Source organism: Deinococcus sp. JMULE3, from assembly GCF_013337115.1.
Taxonomy (GTDB): domain Bacteria; phylum Deinococcota; class Deinococci; order Deinococcales; family Deinococcaceae; genus Deinococcus.
On the sequence record NZ_SGWE01000004.1, the window covers coordinates 1,227,940 to 1,243,129 of the forward strand.

Sequence of the window (15,190 nt, forward strand, 5' to 3'; positions counted from 1 at the left end):
ATCCCGGCGGTGAAGGAGATCCAGACGGCGTTCCAGGCGCGCGGGTACGTGGCGGGGGACGCCCTGGCGACCTCGCTGCGGCTGGTGGTGGGGCTGGGTAAGCCGCTGCTGCTGGAGGGTCCGGCGGGCGTCGGGAAGACCGAGGCGGCCAAGACCCTGGCGGACGTGCTGGGCACCCGCCTGATCCGCCTGCAGTGCTACGAGGGCCTGGACGCGCAGTCGGCGCTGTACGAATGGAACTACGCGCGGCAGCTGCTGCACCTGCGCGCGGCGGAACTGCGTGGCGCAGGGGTGGGCGACGACGACCTGTACGGCGAGACGTTCCTGATGCCCCGCCCGCTGCTGCAGGCGATCCGCGAGCCGAACTCGGCGGTGCTGCTGATCGACGAGATCGACCGCGCCGACGACGCCTTCGAGGCGTTCCTGCTGGAACTGCTGGCCGAGTGGCAGATCACCGTGCCGGAACTGGGGACCCTCTCGGCGGTCAGTCGCCCGCACGTGATCCTCACGAGCAACCGCTCGCGGGAACTGAGTGACGCGCTGCGCCGCCGCTGCCTGTACCACTGGACGGAGTACCCCAGCCGCGCGCAGGAACTGCAGATCGTGCTGTCGCGCCTGCCAGGCATCAACGAGACGCTGGCGCGGCAGGTGACGGACGCCGTGCACGCCCTGCGGGCGCTGCCGCTGGGCAAGACGCCGGGCGTCGCCGAGACGCTCGACTGGGCGGCGGCGCTGATCAGCCTGCACGCCGATCATCTGGATGCCGAGTCCCTGCAGGCGACGCTGGGGGCGGTGCTGAAGCTGCGCGAGGATCAGCTGCTGGCCGCGCCGACGTTGCAGGGGGTGGCGGCGCAGGCGCAGGCGCGTGGCTGAGAGCGGCAGGTCAGGAGGCGACACCGCGCCTGCCGCGCTGGCGGCGCAGGTGACGACCTTCGCGGGGCGGCTGCGGCGCCGGCACGGGTTCCTGATCGGTCCCGGTGAGATCCGCGACGCGCTGCGCGCCCTGGAATTCGTGGACCTGCTGTCACGGCGCGAACTGCGCGGCGCGCTGCGGGCAGTGCTGACTGCCACGCCCGAGCAGGGGCGCACGTTCGACCTGGAATTCAACGCGTTCTTCCGCGCCGGGGGGCAGCCGCAGCCCGAGTTGCCACCCCTGCTCCCCGAGACGCCCGCCCCAGCTGAGCCGGACCCGGAAGGCGAGCCGCAGGACCAGCCGGACCGCGAGCAGGGCGACCCGGAGGCCCGGCCGGAGCAGACACCCAGCCCGCAGGCGGGGAGCGATCCGGGCGGCGACCTCCCGGACGGGGAGGCCCTGCAGGACGGCCAGGACAGCGAGGGCGAGGAGCAGGACGCCCCGGTCATGCAGGCGCGGGTCAGTCCGAACGCCGCGCCGGGCGAGGCGCTGCGCGTGGACGCCGGGGACCTGGGAGGCCTGCTGCGCGCCGCGAGCGGCCTGATCCGCGCGCTGGAACTGGGCCGCGCCCGCCGCCTGCGGCCCCTGCCGCGCGGGTCGAAACTGGACGCCCGGCGCACCCTGCACGCCGCCGCGCGCACCGCCGGGGACGCCGTGCACCTGCGCTGGCTGGGCCGCCCCCGCCGCGCGCCGCGCTTCCTGCTCGTGCTGGACGGCAGCCGCTCGATGGGCCGCGACGCCACGCTGCTGCTGCGGTTCGCGCAGGCGCTGCACCTGCGCTCGCGGCGGGTGGAGGTCTACGCGTTCAGCACCGGCCTGACCCGCCTGACGCCGCTGATCCGGGGCGCGGCACCGGGACAGCCGCTGGCCCTGCCCGACCTGGGGGACGCCTGGGGCGGCGGGACCCGCATCGGGGAGAACCTGCTGCGACTGGCACGCGAGGAACGGGGCCGCGTGAACCGCGACACGGTCGTGCTGATCCTCAGTGACGGGCTGGACACCGGGGACCCCAGCCTCGTGGGGCGCGCGCTGCGGGACCTGCAGCGGCGCTCGGCGGGCGTGGTGTGGCTCTCGCCGCTGGCCGCCACGCCCGGCTACCGCCCGGTGCAGCGGGCGATCGCGGCGGCGCTGCCGCACCTGGACGCGCTGCTCCCGGCGGCGGGGCCGGACGACCTGCACGCGCTGGGGCGCCGCCTGCGCGCGGCTCGCCTCACGCGGGGTGCGTTCATGGACGGCGTGGGGGACGGGGGGGCGCGTTCATGAACACGGCCCGCCCCTGCCCCTTCATCCTCTGCCCCTTCATCCTCTGCCGCTTCAGCCTCTCCCCCGTTCAGGGGCAGCGCTGGGACAACAGCCGTGCAGGTGCGGCCCGGCGAACCTGAATCCCCCTTCACCGGCCAGTGCGGTAAGGGCCGGGTGAGGCCCGGCGCGCTGCAATGCAGGCATGACGCGACCCCTCACCGCGATCCTGACCAACGCCCTGCTGACGCCGCTGCTGACCGCCGCGCTGCTGGCCTCCTGCGGCGCCGGACCCGCCGCGCCCGGCACCCCCGGCGGCACCACGGGCGGCGCGCCCACCACGGGCACCCCGGCCAGCCTGAATGTCCGCACGGAAACCCTGGCGGTCACGGGCGCGCTGAACGTGCCGGGCACGCTGCGCGTGAGCGGGCGCGCCCCGGCGGACCTGACCGTCACCGCCCGTGACGCGCAGGGCGCCCCGGTCAGCACCGCGCTGGGGGCCAGCGGCACCGACACGCTGATCCGCGTGACCGGCGCGGGCGCCGCGCGCGGGCCGATCACGCTGACCGTGCAGGCGGGCGCAGCGCGCGCCAGCGTGACCCTGCCGCTGCTGCGCGCCAGCGCGGCGCCCATCGCGGGCGGTACGTACCAGGCGGGCGGCGCGGTGCCCTGGCAGGGCGGGGTGCTGCTGCGCGCCGTGGCGAACGCGGGCGCCGACGCCCGCCACGCCCTGATGGTCAGCGCCGGGGCCGAGGTCACCGCCCTGCCCTTCCCCGTGAGCGGGCTGGACACCATCACCGGGCACGCCGTCGCGCCCGACGGCAGCGTGTGGGTGGCGGTGCGCGGCGCGACCGCCGCGGGCAGCGAACTGATCCGCCGCGCGCCGGACGGCACCCTGACCCGCGTTCCGGCGGGCACCACCGAGACCCTCAGCCACCTGGGCGTCACGCCGGACGGGCGCGCGTGGGCGGTCGTGTACGGGCAGGCGCGACTGCTGAGTGCCGCGCCGGACGGCACGCGCGGCGAACTGCCGCTGGACAGCGTCCCGGACGCCCTGACCGTCGGCGCGGACGGCGCGCTGCTCCTCACGCGGCGCGGGGACAGCCCGGCGGTGCTGCGCGTGGAACCGGTCAGCGGGGCCACGCGCACCTTCACGGTCGGCACGCCCGGCGTGAGCGTCCCCGCCGTGCCCACGCCCGCCCCGGACGGCACGCTGCTGTTCACGGAGACCCGCGCGGGCGGCGCGTGGCGACTCGATCCGCGCAGCGGCGCGCAGACGGCCCTGACCCTCCCGGCGGGCGCGCGGGCGGGCGCACTGGCCGCCGCGCCGGACAGCAGCGTGTGGATCAGCGACCCGTCCGCCGGGACGCTGCTGCGCGTCGCGGACGGCGCGGCGGCGCAGGTCCCGCTGGGCGGCGCGGCCCGCGCGCTGACCGTCACGCCGGACGGCCGGGTGTGGTTCGAACTGAACGGGCAGCTGATCACCCTGGACTGATACGGACTCGGATTGAACGGCTTTGTCAGCCGTTCAATCCGAGCGGAGCGAGAAGGAGAGAAACGGGTTCCGGACGTGGAGTTGACGGATCGGTGGTGTTCCGATCTGTCAACGAAACAAACGGAATCCGTATGAAGCTGGAAGAGGCTGGCACAGCGTGAGGCCGACCCGGATTGAACACGTGTCGGCCTCAGCTGCGACTGGTTACAGGTCGCGGCGGCTGAAGCGCCACATGGCGCCCGTCAGGGCCAGGATCGCCAGGACGGCGGCCCACGCGACCAGCAGCGGGTCCACCGGGTCGGAGCTGGTGAAGGGGTTCGCGCCGCGGCTGACCTCGCCGACCTGCCGCATGACTTCGGGCTGGAGGTGGTAGCTGGCGCCCAGCCACAGGGCGTTGGTGGGCATGACGGCGTTCGCGACGCGGCCCAGGGTGGTCAGAGTGGGCGTGTCGGCCAGCGTGCCGATGGCGCTGAGGATCCCGCCGGTGAAGCCCACGCCGTACAGCACGAACACGCCGATGCCGTTGGCGAGCGTGGTGAACAGCGTGCTGCCCAGCACCGTCAGCGAGGTGAGGACCGTGACGGCCAGCAGCAGCAGTCCCACGGCGGGCAGCGCCTCGGGCGGGGTGTACCCGGTGATCAGGCGCACCCCGCCGAGCAGTCCGGCGGCGAGCAGCGCGACGTACGTGACGTTCACGGCCGTGAAGCCCAGCCAGCGGCCCGCGACCAGTTGCGCGCGGCTGACCGGGCGGGCGATGACGCTCTGCATGACGCCGCTCTCGATGTCGCCGCTGACGGCGCCGACGGTGGACAGGACGCCCATCAGGGACCCCAGGAAGTACACGAGGTACATGCCGAACATGGCGCTGAACATGACGGGCAGGTTCGCGGCGCCCGTGGGGCTGCGCCCGTCGAGTCCGGCGTCGATGGCGCGCTGGTCGAGCGTGAGTTCCAGGCGGTACACGCCGAACAGGAAGAACCCCAGGAACAGTGCGGAGAGGACCAGCAGGACGCTCACGAGGCGTTTGCGGGTCGCCTCGCGCAGCGAGAGTTCCGCGATCAGCAGGACGTTACGCACGGGGGACCTCCGCGCCGCTGCGGGCGGCTTCCGGGGTGTCCTCGATCAGGTCGAGGAACATGGTTTCCAGGTCGGGGCGGCGGGGCGTCAGGGCGTACAGGCGCGCCCCGGCGGCGTGCACGGCGTCCGCCACGGCGGGAATCTGGTCGTCGTGGGTGAGCCACAGTTCCACGTCGGCGCGGCCCGGTGTGTTCGTGTCGGTGTGCCGGACCTCGCCCAGCCGCGCGAGGGTGTCCAGCAGCCCGCCGGGCAGGGTGTCCACGCGGAGGTCCACGGGCAGGACGCCGCCCATCAGTTCGCGCATGCTGCCCTGCGTCAGGACCCGCCCCTGTTTCACGAACGCCACGCGGTCGCATACCTGTTCGACCTCGCTGAGCAGGTGGGAGTTCAGGAACACCGCCGCGCCCTGCGCGCGCAGCCGCTCGATGATCTCGCGCACCTCGATCCGCCCGATGGGGTCCAGGGCGCTGGTGGGTTCATCGAGAAAGACCAGCTCCGGGCGGGCCAGGATCGCCCCGGCCAGCCCGGCGCGCTGCAGCATGCCCTTGCTGTACCCGCCGAGCGTCTCGTGGCCGCGCCCGCCCAGCCCGACCTCGTCGAGGACCTGCGGGATGCGGGTGCGGCGTTCGGCGGCGCTCAGGCCCGCCAGTCGCCCGTGGAACTCCAGGAATTCCTGCCCGGTCATCCAGGTCTGGAAGCGGAACTGTTCGGGCAGGAAGCCCAGGCGGGCGCGGACGGCCGGGTCGTTCGGGTGCCCGCCCAGGACCTGCACCTGCCCGCCGCTGGGCTGCACGAGGCCCAGCAGCATCTTCACGGTGGTGCTCTTGCCCGCCCCGTTGGGACCCAGGAATCCGAAGACCTCGCCGCGCGGGACGGTCAGGGTCAGGCCGTCCACGACCGCCCGGCCCCGGTACGTCTTGCGCAGGTCGCGCGTGTCGATCGCCGCTTCGCTCATGCCGACCAGCATATGGGGGCCACTGGGCGCCCCGCGTCCACCTTTCGAATGCCAGGCCAACCCCCCCAGTTCCCCCAACGAACGTTGAAGGGTTTTCCCCATCCCCGGTCCCACTTTCATGGAGAATGCGGCCCAGATGCCTGCCTGCCCCACGAGGGACCACCTGGACGTGCTGCTGCCCGCAGACACGCCGCCCGACCTGATCGCGCGCCTGCGGGCCGCGCCGGACGGCGAGACGCGCGCGCTGGCACTCGTCGCCGTGGCCCGCCACACCCGCGAGACCACCCTGAGCGGCGCGCAGGCCCTCGGGGAGGCCGCCCTGAGCGAGGCGCTGCGCTGCAACTCGCCCCGCGCGGCCGTAGAGGCCCTGATCGGCCTGAGTTTCGTGTCCGCCAGCCTGGGGCAGCAGGAACGCGCGCTGGACACCGTGGCGCGCGCGCAGGCCATGCTGGAGGAACACAGCCTGACGGACCTGCTGTCCGCCGTGCTGAACACCCGCGCCCTGACCCGCCTGACCGGCGGGGACGTCACGGGCGCCCGCCAGGACCTGCAGGACGCCGTGGACCTCGCGCGGCACGCCCGGCACGCCGGGGACCACGGCAACGCCCTGGTGAACCTGGGGTGGCTGGCGTGCAGCAGCGGCGACGCGAAGGACGCCCTGCACCACCTGAACCTGCTCGAGGAACTGATCCACACCCTGCCGGACGACCCGCAGACCGAGGAGTTCATCGTGTGCCTGCACGAGGGCCGCGCGAACGCCTACGCGCTGCTGGCCCGGCAGTCGCAGGAACTGGGCCGCGACGACGCGCAGCGGCAGGCGGCGCAGCAGGGCCTGATGGTGCTGCGCGCCGCCCGCGCCGCGCTGCAGGCCACCCCCAGCCTGACCAGCGAACTGCTGTGCGCCGCGCACGAGTCCACCCTGCTGCGCCTGAACGGGGACCTGCGCGGCGCGGAACGCGCGGCGCGGCGCTCGGCGCAGCTGAACGCGGTCCTGAAGCAGCAGCTGTACATCGAGCCGCAGCTGTGCCTCGCGGAACTGCTGCAGTCGCGCGGGGAGTACGACGCGGCCCTGGCGCAGTACAGCGCGGCGCTGGACATCGCGCGGCGCCAGCACCGGCACCTGGACATCCAGCGGCTGCTGAGCGCCATCGGGGCGCTGCACGAACGGCAGGGTCGCCTGCGCGAGGCGCTGGACGTGACCCGCGAGGCGCTGCACGCCGCGAACACCGCCATGGACCGCGTGAACGGCGCCGCCGCCCGCCACCTGCAACTCGACCGGGAACTGCGGCAGGCCCGCGCGGACGCGAGTTCCTGGCAGGACCGGCTGCGGCAGGCCGAGGTGCAGGCCCGGCAGGACCAGCTGACCGGCCTGCTGAACCGGCGCGGCCTGGAAGAAGGCCTGCAGGCGCTGCAGTTCCCCGCTGACGGCGCGCGCCCGGCCGACTGGTCGCTGCTGGCGGTGGTGTTCGTGGACGTGGATCACTTCAAGCACGTGAACGACCGGCACTCGCACGCGGTGGGTGATCAGGTGCTGCGCGCCGTGGGTCAGCTGCTGGCGGGTCAGGTGCGCGCCGGGGACCTGCTGGGCCGCTACGGCGGCGAGGAGTTCGTGCTCGTCACCCCGGTCCGCACGCGCGGGCGGGCGCACGGGCTGGCCGAGGCTTGCCGCCGCGCCGTGGAAGGCCACGACTGGTCAGCCCTGCTGCCGGACATGCACCTGACCGCCAGCGTGGGGTACGCGGTGACCACCCCGGACCGGTTGCCGCAGGCGCTGCGGATCGCGGACGATCACCTGTACCGCGCGAAGAACGCGGGGCGCAACCGCGTCTCGCCCGCCGCGCCCTGACCCGGCCCGTCTCACCCGCCGCACCCTGACCCGGCCCGTCTCACCCGCCGCGCCCTGAGCTGAAGGTCGCCGCGCTAGACTTCCCGGTGAATGCCGCTGGAACCGGGAACGCAACTCGCCGCGCGTTACGACCTGCTGGCCCTGCTGGGCGAGGGCGGCAGCGCCCGCGTGTTCCGAGCCCACGACACCCTGCTGGGCCGCGAGGTCGCCGTGAAAGTCCAGCACGCGCACGTCCCCGACAGTGACCGCGAACGCTTCCTGCGCGAGGTCCGTACCCTGGCCCGCCTGACCCACCCCGGCGTGATCCCCGTCCTGGACCTGGGCACCGACCCGGAAGCTGGGCGGCCCTTCTTCACCATGCCCCTGATGACCGGCGGACCCATCACGGCGCTGGGTCCGCTGGAGGACGCCCCGCTGCCCCTGGCGCGCTTCCTGACGGCGGCGGCGTCCGCGTCGCGGGCCCTGCACTTCGTTCACGGGCGCGGCATCACGCACCGCGACCTGACCCCCGGCAACGTGCTGCTGGACGAGGCCTGGATGCCCCGCATCATGGACTTCGGGCTGGTGGCGCTGACCGAGCAGACCCGCCACCTCACGCGCAGCGGCGTGACGCTGGGCACCCCGGCGTACATGGCGCCCGAGCAGGCGCGCGGCGTGGGCGTCGGGCCCCTGAGCGACCTGTACGCGCTGGGCGCGGTGCTGTACCGCGTGGCGTGCGGCAGCCCGCCCTTCGTGGGCGACAGCGACCAGAGCGTCCTGTACCAGCACGTGTACGAGGCGGCCCCCGACCCGCGCGACCTGAACCCCGCCGTGCCGGACGCCGTGGCGCGCGTGCTGCTGAGCCTCCTCGCGAAGAAACCCGAGGACCGCCCCCCCAGCGGCGAGGCGCTCGCGCACCTGTGGGCGCTGGCGCGGCGCGACGTGTGGACCTCGCACGCGCGCGGGCAGTACCGGGGCGGCCGCACCCGCAGCGGCGAACACCCCGACGGTCCCGCTCAGGTGGCGACCCTGCGCGAGGCCTGGAGCGTGCCGCTGCCCGGCGAGGTCACCTGGCCCGCCGCCGTGATGGGCGACGGCGATCTGGTCGCGGTGGGCACGCGCGGTGGGCAATTGGTCCTCACGCACGCGTCGGGCCGGCCGTTCGCCACGTACGCCGCGCGGGACGAGGTCACGGCGCCCGCCACCTTCCACGGCGGGCAGGTGCTGTTCGGCGCGTGGGACGGCACGCTGCGCCGCGTGGACCTCATGAGCGGCGCGCAGGTGTGGCAGCACAGGGCCCGCGCGGAACTCACGGGCGCCCCACCCTCTGGCACGATCAGGTGCTCGCCAGCAGCCGCGACGGACACCTGTACGCCCTGGACGCCCGGACCGGCGACCTGCGGTGGGCGTACCGGACGGGCGGCCCGGTCGCCGCCAGCCCCCTCATCTGGGCGGGCGCGGCCCTGGTCAGCGACGAGAACGGCTGGCTGCACGCCCTGGACGCCCGCAGCGGTCACGGCCTGTGGAAGGTCGAGGTCGGCACCATGCACGGCACGCCCGCATTGATCCCCACCGCGCCCGGCGCCGCCACGCTGGTCGTCGCCACGTGGGAAGGCGAGGTGCACGCCCTGACCCTCCGCGCGCACACCGGGCGGGTCAGCGTGGACCCCGACCCGATCCTCTGGACGTACGACCTGGAAGACGAAGTCTGGGCCTCCCCCGCCCTCACCCTGTCCGGCCCGCCGGGCGGCACCGCCATCCTGGCCGGGTGGGGCGGCGAGGTCCGCGCGCTGGGCCTGAAAGACGGCGAGGACCTCTGGACGCACCGCATGCAGGGCCGCGTCACCGCCAGCCCCGTCATCAGCGCCGGACTGGTCTTCCTCGCCTCAGAGGACGGGGAACTGTGCGCGCTGGACGTCCGCAGCGGCGCCGTCCGCTGGACACACCAGGAGAGCACCGGCGTGCAGGCCACCCCCCTCGCCGCCGACGGCACGCTGTACGTCGCGTTCATGAACGGCACCCTGCGCGCCTACCGCGCCCCACCCGGCTGACCAACCCACCCCGCCTTCTCACGGCAGGCATGACATTTGCTTTAACACACGCGCCTACACTGAACGCAGAAACGGGCGCGGCCCCGCTGCCCCGAGGAGGAACCCCCCATGCCCAACATCGGACCCGCTGAACTCCTGGTGATTCTGCTCGTCGCGCTGGTCGTCTTCGGCCCGCGCAAACTCCCCGAACTCGGCAAGAGCCTCGGCGCAGGCCTGCGCGAATTCCGCCGGAGCACCCAGAGCCTGAAAGACGACTTCGAAGGCAGCGTACGCGACACGCCCCCCGGCCCCGCCCCCGTGCAGACCATCCACGCGCCCGCCCAGGCCGTCGCCGCCGCACCCCAGCCCGCCCAAACCGCTGCCGTCACCGCCCAGCCCGCCCCGCAACCGGTCACGGCCGAAGCGGTCACCGCGCAGCCTGTCACCGCCGACACCGTCGCCGTTCCCGCCAAAGAACAGGCGTAACCCCCCACCGACGCCCCCCGGACAGTCGCTCATGTGCGCGCTGTCGGGGGGCCAACTCTTGTTAGCCTGCGGGTCACATGTGGCGTTCTGGGGGTCGGTGAGTGCTGGCGCGGGTGCGGAGCGCGGCGTTGTTCGGGGTGGACGCGGTGCCGGTGGAGGTCGAGGTGGACGTCTCGCCGGGCCTGCCCGCCTTCACGGTGGTGGGCCTGCCGGATCAGTCGGTCAGTGAGGCGCGGGAGCGGGTGCGGGCGGCGGTGCGGAACGCGGGGTTGCCGTTCCCGGCGGCGCGGATCACGGTGAATCTGGCTCCGGCGGATCTGCGGAAGGAGGGGCCACTGTACGACCTGCCGATTGCGCTGGGGGTGCTGGCGGCGCAGGAGGTGGTGCCGCTCTCGGCGCTGGCGGGGACGCTGGTGGCGGGCGAATTGGCGCTGGACGGGTCGCTACGGCCGGTGGCGGGCGCGGTGAATCTGGCGCTGCTGGCGGGCTCGCTGGGCGCAGAGGTGCTGCTGCCGGAGGGGAACGCGGCGGAGGCGGCGATGATCGAGGACGCGCGGGTGTTCGGGGCGGGGTCGCTGCTGGACGCGGTGCGGCACCTGACGGGGCAGGCGGTGCTGGAGGTGACGCCGCCGCCGGTGCCGGACGCGCCGGACCGGGAGGCGCTGCTGGATCTGGCGGACCTGAAGGGGCAGTCGGGGGCGCGGCGGGCGCTGGAGGTCGCGCTGGCGGGGGGGCATAACCTGCTGCTGGTGGGGTCGCCGGGGAGTGGGAAGACGATGCTGGCGCGCCGCGCGCCGGGGCTCCTGCCGCCGCTGACGCGGGCGGAGGCGCTGGAGGTGACGCGCATTCACTCGGCGGCGGGCCTGCTGACGGCGCGGGGGCGCCTGAGCGTGCAGCCGCCGTACCGCGCGCCGCATCACACGGTGTCGGACGCGGGGTTGATCGGGGGTGGGGGTGTGCCCCGTCCGGGTGAGGTGAGTCTGGCCCACCGGGGGCTCCTCTTTCTCGATGAGTTCCCGGAGTTCAGCCGCAAGGCGCTGGAAACGCTGCGGCAGCCGCTGGAGGACGGGCACGTGACGATCAGCCGCGCGCGGGCCAGCGTGCAGTACCCGGCGCGCTTCCAGCTCGTCGCGGCGATGAACCCCTGCCCGTGCGGGCATCACGGCGACCCGGAGAAGGCGTGTGCGTGCACGCCGGCCGAGCGGACGCGCTACGCGGCGCGCCTGAGTGGGCCGCTGCTGGACCGCATCGATCTGCTCGTGCGGGTACCCCGCCTGACGGTGGATGAGTTGACCCGCGCGCCGGAGCCGGAGGGGTCGGGGCCGGTGCGGGCGCGCATCCTGGCGGCGCGGGCGCGGATGCTGGAGCGGCAGGGCGCGCGGAACGCGGACCTGAGCGGGCAGGCGCTGCGGCGGGCCGCGCCGCTGGCGACCGGCCCGGAGAATTTCGCGCGGGCGGCGGCGCGGCAGCTGGGCCTGACCGGGCGGGGCTTCGACCGGGTGCTGCGCGTGGCGCGCACCGTGGCGGACCTGGCGGGCAGTGACGACATCCGCGAGGCGCACCTGGCCGAGGCGGTGACGTACCGTCCGCGTGACCTGGGGAGCGGCTGATACGGATTCCGTCTGTTTCGTCGACAACCCGGAACCGCACCGGGTTGCCAACTCCACGCCCGGAACCCGTTTTTCTCCTCCTCGCGTCCGCTCGGGTTGAAAGTTTGTGCAAACCTTTCAACCGGAGTCCGTATGACCGGTACCCTGACCGGCGTGAGTGCCTCGTCTGTCCCGGATTACGAGTGGTTGTTCGCCCGCACCCGTGCGGGGCGTGAGCGGGGGCCGGGCGCGGCCCGGGCGCTGCTGGACGCGCTGGGCCGCCCGGACGCTCGGTTCCGGAGTGTGCGGGTGGTGGGCACGAACGGGAAGGGCAGTACCTGCGCGATGTTGGACGCGGGGCTGCGCGCAGCGGGGGTGCGCTCGGGGCGGTTCACGAGTCCGCACCTGACGCACTTCGAGGAGAGGGTGCGGGTGGACGGCGACCCGATCCCGCCCGCGGAGACGGCAGCGTTCATCGCGTGGGCGCGCGCGCACGGGGGGGACGCGGCGTTCTTCGACCTGACGCTGGCCCTGGCGGCGCGGGTGTTCGCGGCGCGGGGGGTGGAGGTCGCGGTGATGGAGGCCGGGGTGGGCGGCGCGACGGACGCGACGCAGGCGCTGGAGAACGTGGCGGCGGTGGCGTTGACGAACGTGGCGCTCGATCATGTGGGCGTGCTGGGGAGCACGGTGGCGCAGATCGCGCGGGACAAGGCGGGCGCGGCGCGGCCCGGCGTGCCGCTGCTGACCACGGCCGCAGGGGAGGCGCTGGACGTGATCGCGGAGGTCGCTGCGGGGGTGGGGGCGCCGCTGCTGACGCCGGACACCCACCCGGATCTGTTCGCCCTGCCGCGCCCGCCGCGGCTGGAGGGGCCGCATCAGGTGCGCAACGCCGCGCTGGCCGCCGCGACGCTGCGCACGCTGGGGTACGCGGCGGGCGTGGAGGGCGCGCTGGACGCCACACATCCGGGCCGCCTGGAACGCTTCACCGTGGACGGGCGGACGGTCCTCGTGGATGGCGCGCACAATCCGCACGCGGCGCAGGCGCTGGCCGTGGCGGTGCCGCGTGCGGACGTGCTGCTGTTCGGGAACCTCGCGCGGAAGGACACGGGGGCGACCCTCGCGCCGCTGCTGGCAGTGGCGGCGCGGCGGGTGTTCACCGCGCCCGGCGACCTCGCCACGCCCCCGCAGGACCTGGCCGCGCAGCACGGCGGGGACGCCGTTCCCGACCCGGCGCTGGCGCTAGCGCACGCGCTGGCCCTCACGCCGCCCGGCGGGACGCTGCTGGTCGCCGGGAGCCTGTACCTGGCCGGGCAGACCCGCGCGCTGCTGGGGGGCGCTTGACAGGTTCCGGGGGCGCCCTTATACTTCTCCTCGCTCTGGATCGTTAGCTCAATTGGCAGAGCAGCTGACTCTTAATCAGCGGGTTGTAGGTTCGATTCCTACACGATCCACCACAGAGAAGCCCCCGCCCCGCGCGGGGGTTTTTCCTGTCACCCCTCCGGCACGTGTCGGCGCGCGGGCCGCCTGCGGCTCCGGGCGCGTACACTGGCCTCTATGTTGCTGTACGGGCGGAATCCGGTGCTGGAAGCGTTGCAGGACGGACGGGTGTCCGAGGTGCTGGTCGCGCGTGGGGTGGAGGAGGCGTTCGTGGCGCAGCTGAAGGCCACGGGCGTGCGGATGAAGTTCGCGCCGCGCATCGAACTCGATCAGCTGGCGGGCACGACGCAGCATCAGGGCGTCCTGGCCGAGGTGGAGGACCTGGAGTGGGCGTCGGTGGACGACATCCTGGATCTCGCCGAGAAGCGCGGTGAGGACCTGCTGATCGTGCTGCTGGACGGCATCACGGACCCGCGGAATTTCGGGGCGATCATCCGCAGTGCGGAGGTGCTGGGCGCGCACGGCGTGGTCGTCGAGGAGCGCCGCAGCGCGCCGCTGTCCCCGGTCGTGGCGAAGACGGCGGCGGGTGCGACAAGTTACCTGCCGGTCGCGCAGACGAAGAACCTGCCGCGCCTGATGGACGCCCTGAAGAAGGACGGTGTGTGGGTGTACGGCGCGGCGGGCGAGGCGGCGCAGGACGTGCGGAAGGTGGATTTCAGCGGGAAGGTGGCGCTGGTGATCGGCGCGGAGGGCGAGGGCATGCGCCGCCTGGTGCGTGAGAAGTGCGACGCGCTGGTCAGCATTCCGGTGCGGGGGCGGGTGCAGAGCCTGAACGCGTCGGTCGCGGCGGGCATCCTGCTGTTCGAGGCGTCGCGGGGCCGCGCGTGAGTGACCGCCGGGTGGAGGTCCTGCGCGGCGAGCAGTTGACGCTGGAGGTCCTGCCGGAGGTGGGAGCCAGCGTCCTGAACCTGCGCGCAACCTCGGGCCGCCCGGTACTGCGCCCGGTGGAAATGGATAGCGTGGAGACGAGCAGTCAGTGCGCGAGCTTCACGCTGATTCCGTTCAGCAACCGCGTGCGCGACGCGAAATTCGTGTTCGAGGGGCGCGAGGTTCAGCTGCGCCCGAACACGAAGGACGGACTGGCGCAGCACGGCGACGTCCGCAACCGCCCCTGGAAGGCCGAGCGGGTGGACGACACGCACCTGCGCTGCACCTTCGACTCGCGGGACTTCGCGGACGTGAACTGGCCGTGGGCGTTCACGGCGGGCATCGAGTACCGCCTGCACGGCCCGCACCTGGACATGACGCTGACCCTCACGAACGAGGACACGACCGACATGCCCGCCGGGATGGGCCTGCACCCGTACTTCGCGCGCGTGCAGCCGGACCTGCCGGGCGTGGACCCGACCCTGACGGTGGGCGCGGAGCTGATCTACGACACGGACGAGCGCGTCCTGACGGTGGGTGCCGCCCGTGAACTGCGCACTGATGAGGACTACCGTACGCCCGCCCCGGTGGGGTCGCGGGAGATCAACACGACGTACACGGCGTGGGACGGCGTGGCGCGGCTGGACTGGGGCGCGCGGGCGCTGACCGTCACGGCGGACAACGTGTACTCGCATCTGGTGGTGTTCACCGCGCCGGACGGCAGCCTCGCGCTGGAGCCCGTGTCTCACGCGACCGACGCGTTCAACCTCGCCGCGCAGGGCGTGCCCGGCGTGGACCTGCGCGTGCTGTCGCCTGGTCAGACGCTCGCGGGGACCGTGCGTCTGACTCTCGACGGGAACTGGTAATACGGACTCCGATTGAATGGCTGACAAAGCCGTTCAATCCGAGCGGACTCGCAGAGCTGCGCAGCAGAGCGAGTGGGAGCAAAACGGGTTCCGGACGTGGAGTGAGCAGATCGGCGGTGTTCCGAGCTGTTCACGAAACAAACGGAATCCGTATAAGCCTCTCCCCTACCCGGTGGCGAGCAGCGCCCCGCGACCGTCGCGCAGTTCGAATTCGCGGCGGTCGCGGGCCTGCATCCAGCGCAGGGCTTCGAGCAGGTCGTCGGTTTCCTTCAGGACCTCGGGGGCGTCCGGGTCGCCGGTCCACACCACGCGGTACGCGCGCGGCGCCGGGGGAGGCGTCCAGCGTTCCCCCTCGTCCTCTTTCACGAATGCTCTCGACATCCCTCCAGTCTGGCGGGCGCGCCTGAAGCG

The 15,190-nt window shown here is 73.6% G+C and carries 13 protein-coding genes, 1 tRNA gene and 1 pseudogene; 12 read left to right on the forward strand and 3 right to left on the reverse strand.

The features are described 5' to 3' along the window. Positions 1-9: 9 nt before the first annotated feature. From EXW95_RS08840 to EXW95_RS08850, 3 genes are all read left to right on the forward strand, one after another. Positions 10-873, forward strand: coding sequence for an AAA family ATPase (locus EXW95_RS08840; RefSeq protein ID WP_371809980.1), 864 nt, complete (start codon positions 10-12; stop codon positions 871-873). Then, positions 866-2,176 (forward strand): VWA domain-containing protein, encoded by a 1,311-nt coding sequence (locus EXW95_RS08845; RefSeq protein WP_371809981.1) that lies wholly within the window; start codon positions 866-868, stop codon positions 2,174-2,176. Before EXW95_RS08840 ends, EXW95_RS08845 begins: the two co-directional genes overlap by 8 nt. 181 nt (positions 2,177-2,357) lie before the next feature. Next, positions 2,358-3,647, forward strand: a complete 1,290-nt coding sequence (locus tag EXW95_RS08850) for a hypothetical protein (protein ID WP_174367140.1) — start codon at positions 2,358-2,360, stop codon at positions 3,645-3,647. A 204-nt stretch (positions 3,648-3,851) separates the two neighbouring features. On the opposite strand, the gene EXW95_RS08855 is transcribed toward EXW95_RS08850, so the two are convergent. Next, entirely contained in the window at positions 3,852-4,724 is an 873-nt protein-coding gene (locus EXW95_RS08855; protein WP_174367141.1) for an ABC transporter permease, read from the reverse strand. Beyond that, positions 4,717-5,679 (reverse strand): ABC transporter ATP-binding protein, encoded by a 963-nt coding sequence (locus EXW95_RS08860; protein WP_174367142.1) that lies wholly within the window; start codon positions 5,677-5,679, stop codon positions 4,717-4,719. Before EXW95_RS08860 ends, EXW95_RS08855 begins: the two co-directional genes overlap by 8 nt. 136 nt (positions 5,680-5,815) lie before the next feature. Between EXW95_RS08860 and EXW95_RS08865 the strand changes: the two genes are divergently transcribed. The 9 genes and pseudogenes from EXW95_RS08865 to EXW95_RS08900 all read left to right on the forward strand — a co-directional run bounded on the left by EXW95_RS08865 (position 5,816) and on the right by EXW95_RS08900 (position 14,779). Next, complete coding sequence (locus EXW95_RS08865) at positions 5,816-7,525, forward strand: tetratricopeptide repeat-containing diguanylate cyclase (RefSeq protein ID WP_174367143.1); 1,710 nt, start codon at positions 5,816-5,818, stop codon at positions 7,523-7,525. A 90-nt stretch (positions 7,526-7,615) separates the two neighbouring features. Further along, positions 7,616-8,761, forward strand: a pseudogene (locus tag EXW95_RS21325) (serine/threonine-protein kinase); the annotation flags it as partial. A gap of 83 nt (positions 8,762-8,844) precedes the next feature. Further along, complete coding sequence (locus tag EXW95_RS21330) at positions 8,845-9,555, forward strand: PQQ-binding-like beta-propeller repeat protein (protein ID WP_371809982.1); 711 nt, start codon at positions 8,845-8,847, stop codon at positions 9,553-9,555. A gap of 108 nt (positions 9,556-9,663) precedes the next feature. Continuing rightward, positions 9,664-10,020, forward strand: a complete 357-nt coding sequence (gene tatA / locus EXW95_RS08875) for a twin-arginine translocase TatA/TatE family subunit (RefSeq protein WP_174367144.1) — start codon at positions 9,664-9,666, stop codon at positions 10,018-10,020. A 101-nt stretch (positions 10,021-10,121) separates the two neighbouring features. Then, positions 10,122-11,630, forward strand: coding sequence for a YifB family Mg chelatase-like AAA ATPase (locus tag EXW95_RS08880; RefSeq protein ID WP_174367145.1), 1,509 nt, complete (start codon positions 10,122-10,124; stop codon positions 11,628-11,630). A 132-nt stretch (positions 11,631-11,762) separates the two neighbouring features. Next, positions 11,763-12,950: a folylpolyglutamate synthase/dihydrofolate synthase family protein gene (locus EXW95_RS08885; RefSeq protein ID WP_174367146.1), complete on the forward strand. Its 1,188-nt coding sequence runs from the start codon at positions 11,763-11,765 to the stop codon at positions 12,948-12,950. Between the two features lie 37 nt (positions 12,951-12,987). Next, a tRNA-Lys gene (locus EXW95_RS08890) sits at positions 12,988-13,063 on the forward strand. Between the two features lie 100 nt (positions 13,064-13,163). Continuing rightward, positions 13,164-13,874, forward strand: a complete 711-nt coding sequence (gene rlmB / locus EXW95_RS08895; protein ID WP_046843396.1) for a 23S rRNA (guanosine(2251)-2'-O)-methyltransferase RlmB — start codon at positions 13,164-13,166, stop codon at positions 13,872-13,874. Beyond that, positions 13,871-14,779, forward strand: a complete 909-nt coding sequence (locus tag EXW95_RS08900; protein ID WP_174367147.1) for an aldose 1-epimerase — start codon at positions 13,871-13,873, stop codon at positions 14,777-14,779. Before rlmB ends, EXW95_RS08900 begins: the two co-directional genes overlap by 4 nt. A 165-nt stretch (positions 14,780-14,944) precedes the next feature. Here the strand turns inward: EXW95_RS08900 and EXW95_RS08905 are convergent, their stop codons facing one another. Beyond that, complete coding sequence (locus EXW95_RS08905) at positions 14,945-15,160, reverse strand: hypothetical protein (RefSeq protein WP_174367148.1); 216 nt, start codon at positions 15,158-15,160, stop codon at positions 14,945-14,947. Between the last annotated feature and the right edge of the window lie 30 nt (positions 15,161-15,190).

Bases quoted from the DNA above. Each gene is read 5' to 3' on its own strand.
- EXW95_RS08850 (WP_174367140.1), top strand. From the start codon at position 2,358: ATGACGCGACCCCTCACCGCGATCCTGACCAACGCCCTGCTGACGCCG.
- EXW95_RS08860 (WP_174367142.1), bottom strand. From the start codon at position 5,679: ATGAGCGAAGCGGCGATCGACACGCGCGACCTGCGCAAGACGTACCGG.
- EXW95_RS08865 (WP_174367143.1), top strand. From the start codon at position 5,816: ATGCCTGCCTGCCCCACGAGGGACCACCTGGACGTGCTGCTGCCCGCA.
- tatA (WP_174367144.1), top strand. From the start codon at position 9,664: ATGCCCAACATCGGACCCGCTGAACTCCTGGTGATTCTGCTCGTCGCG.
- EXW95_RS08885 (WP_174367146.1), top strand. From the start codon at position 11,763: ATGACCGGTACCCTGACCGGCGTGAGTGCCTCGTCTGTCCCGGATTAC.
- rlmB (WP_046843396.1), top strand. From the start codon at position 13,164: ATGTTGCTGTACGGGCGGAATCCGGTGCTGGAAGCGTTGCAGGACGGA.
- EXW95_RS08905 (WP_174367148.1), bottom strand. From the start codon at position 15,160: ATGTCGAGAGCATTCGTGAAAGAGGACGAGGGGGAACGCTGGACGCCT.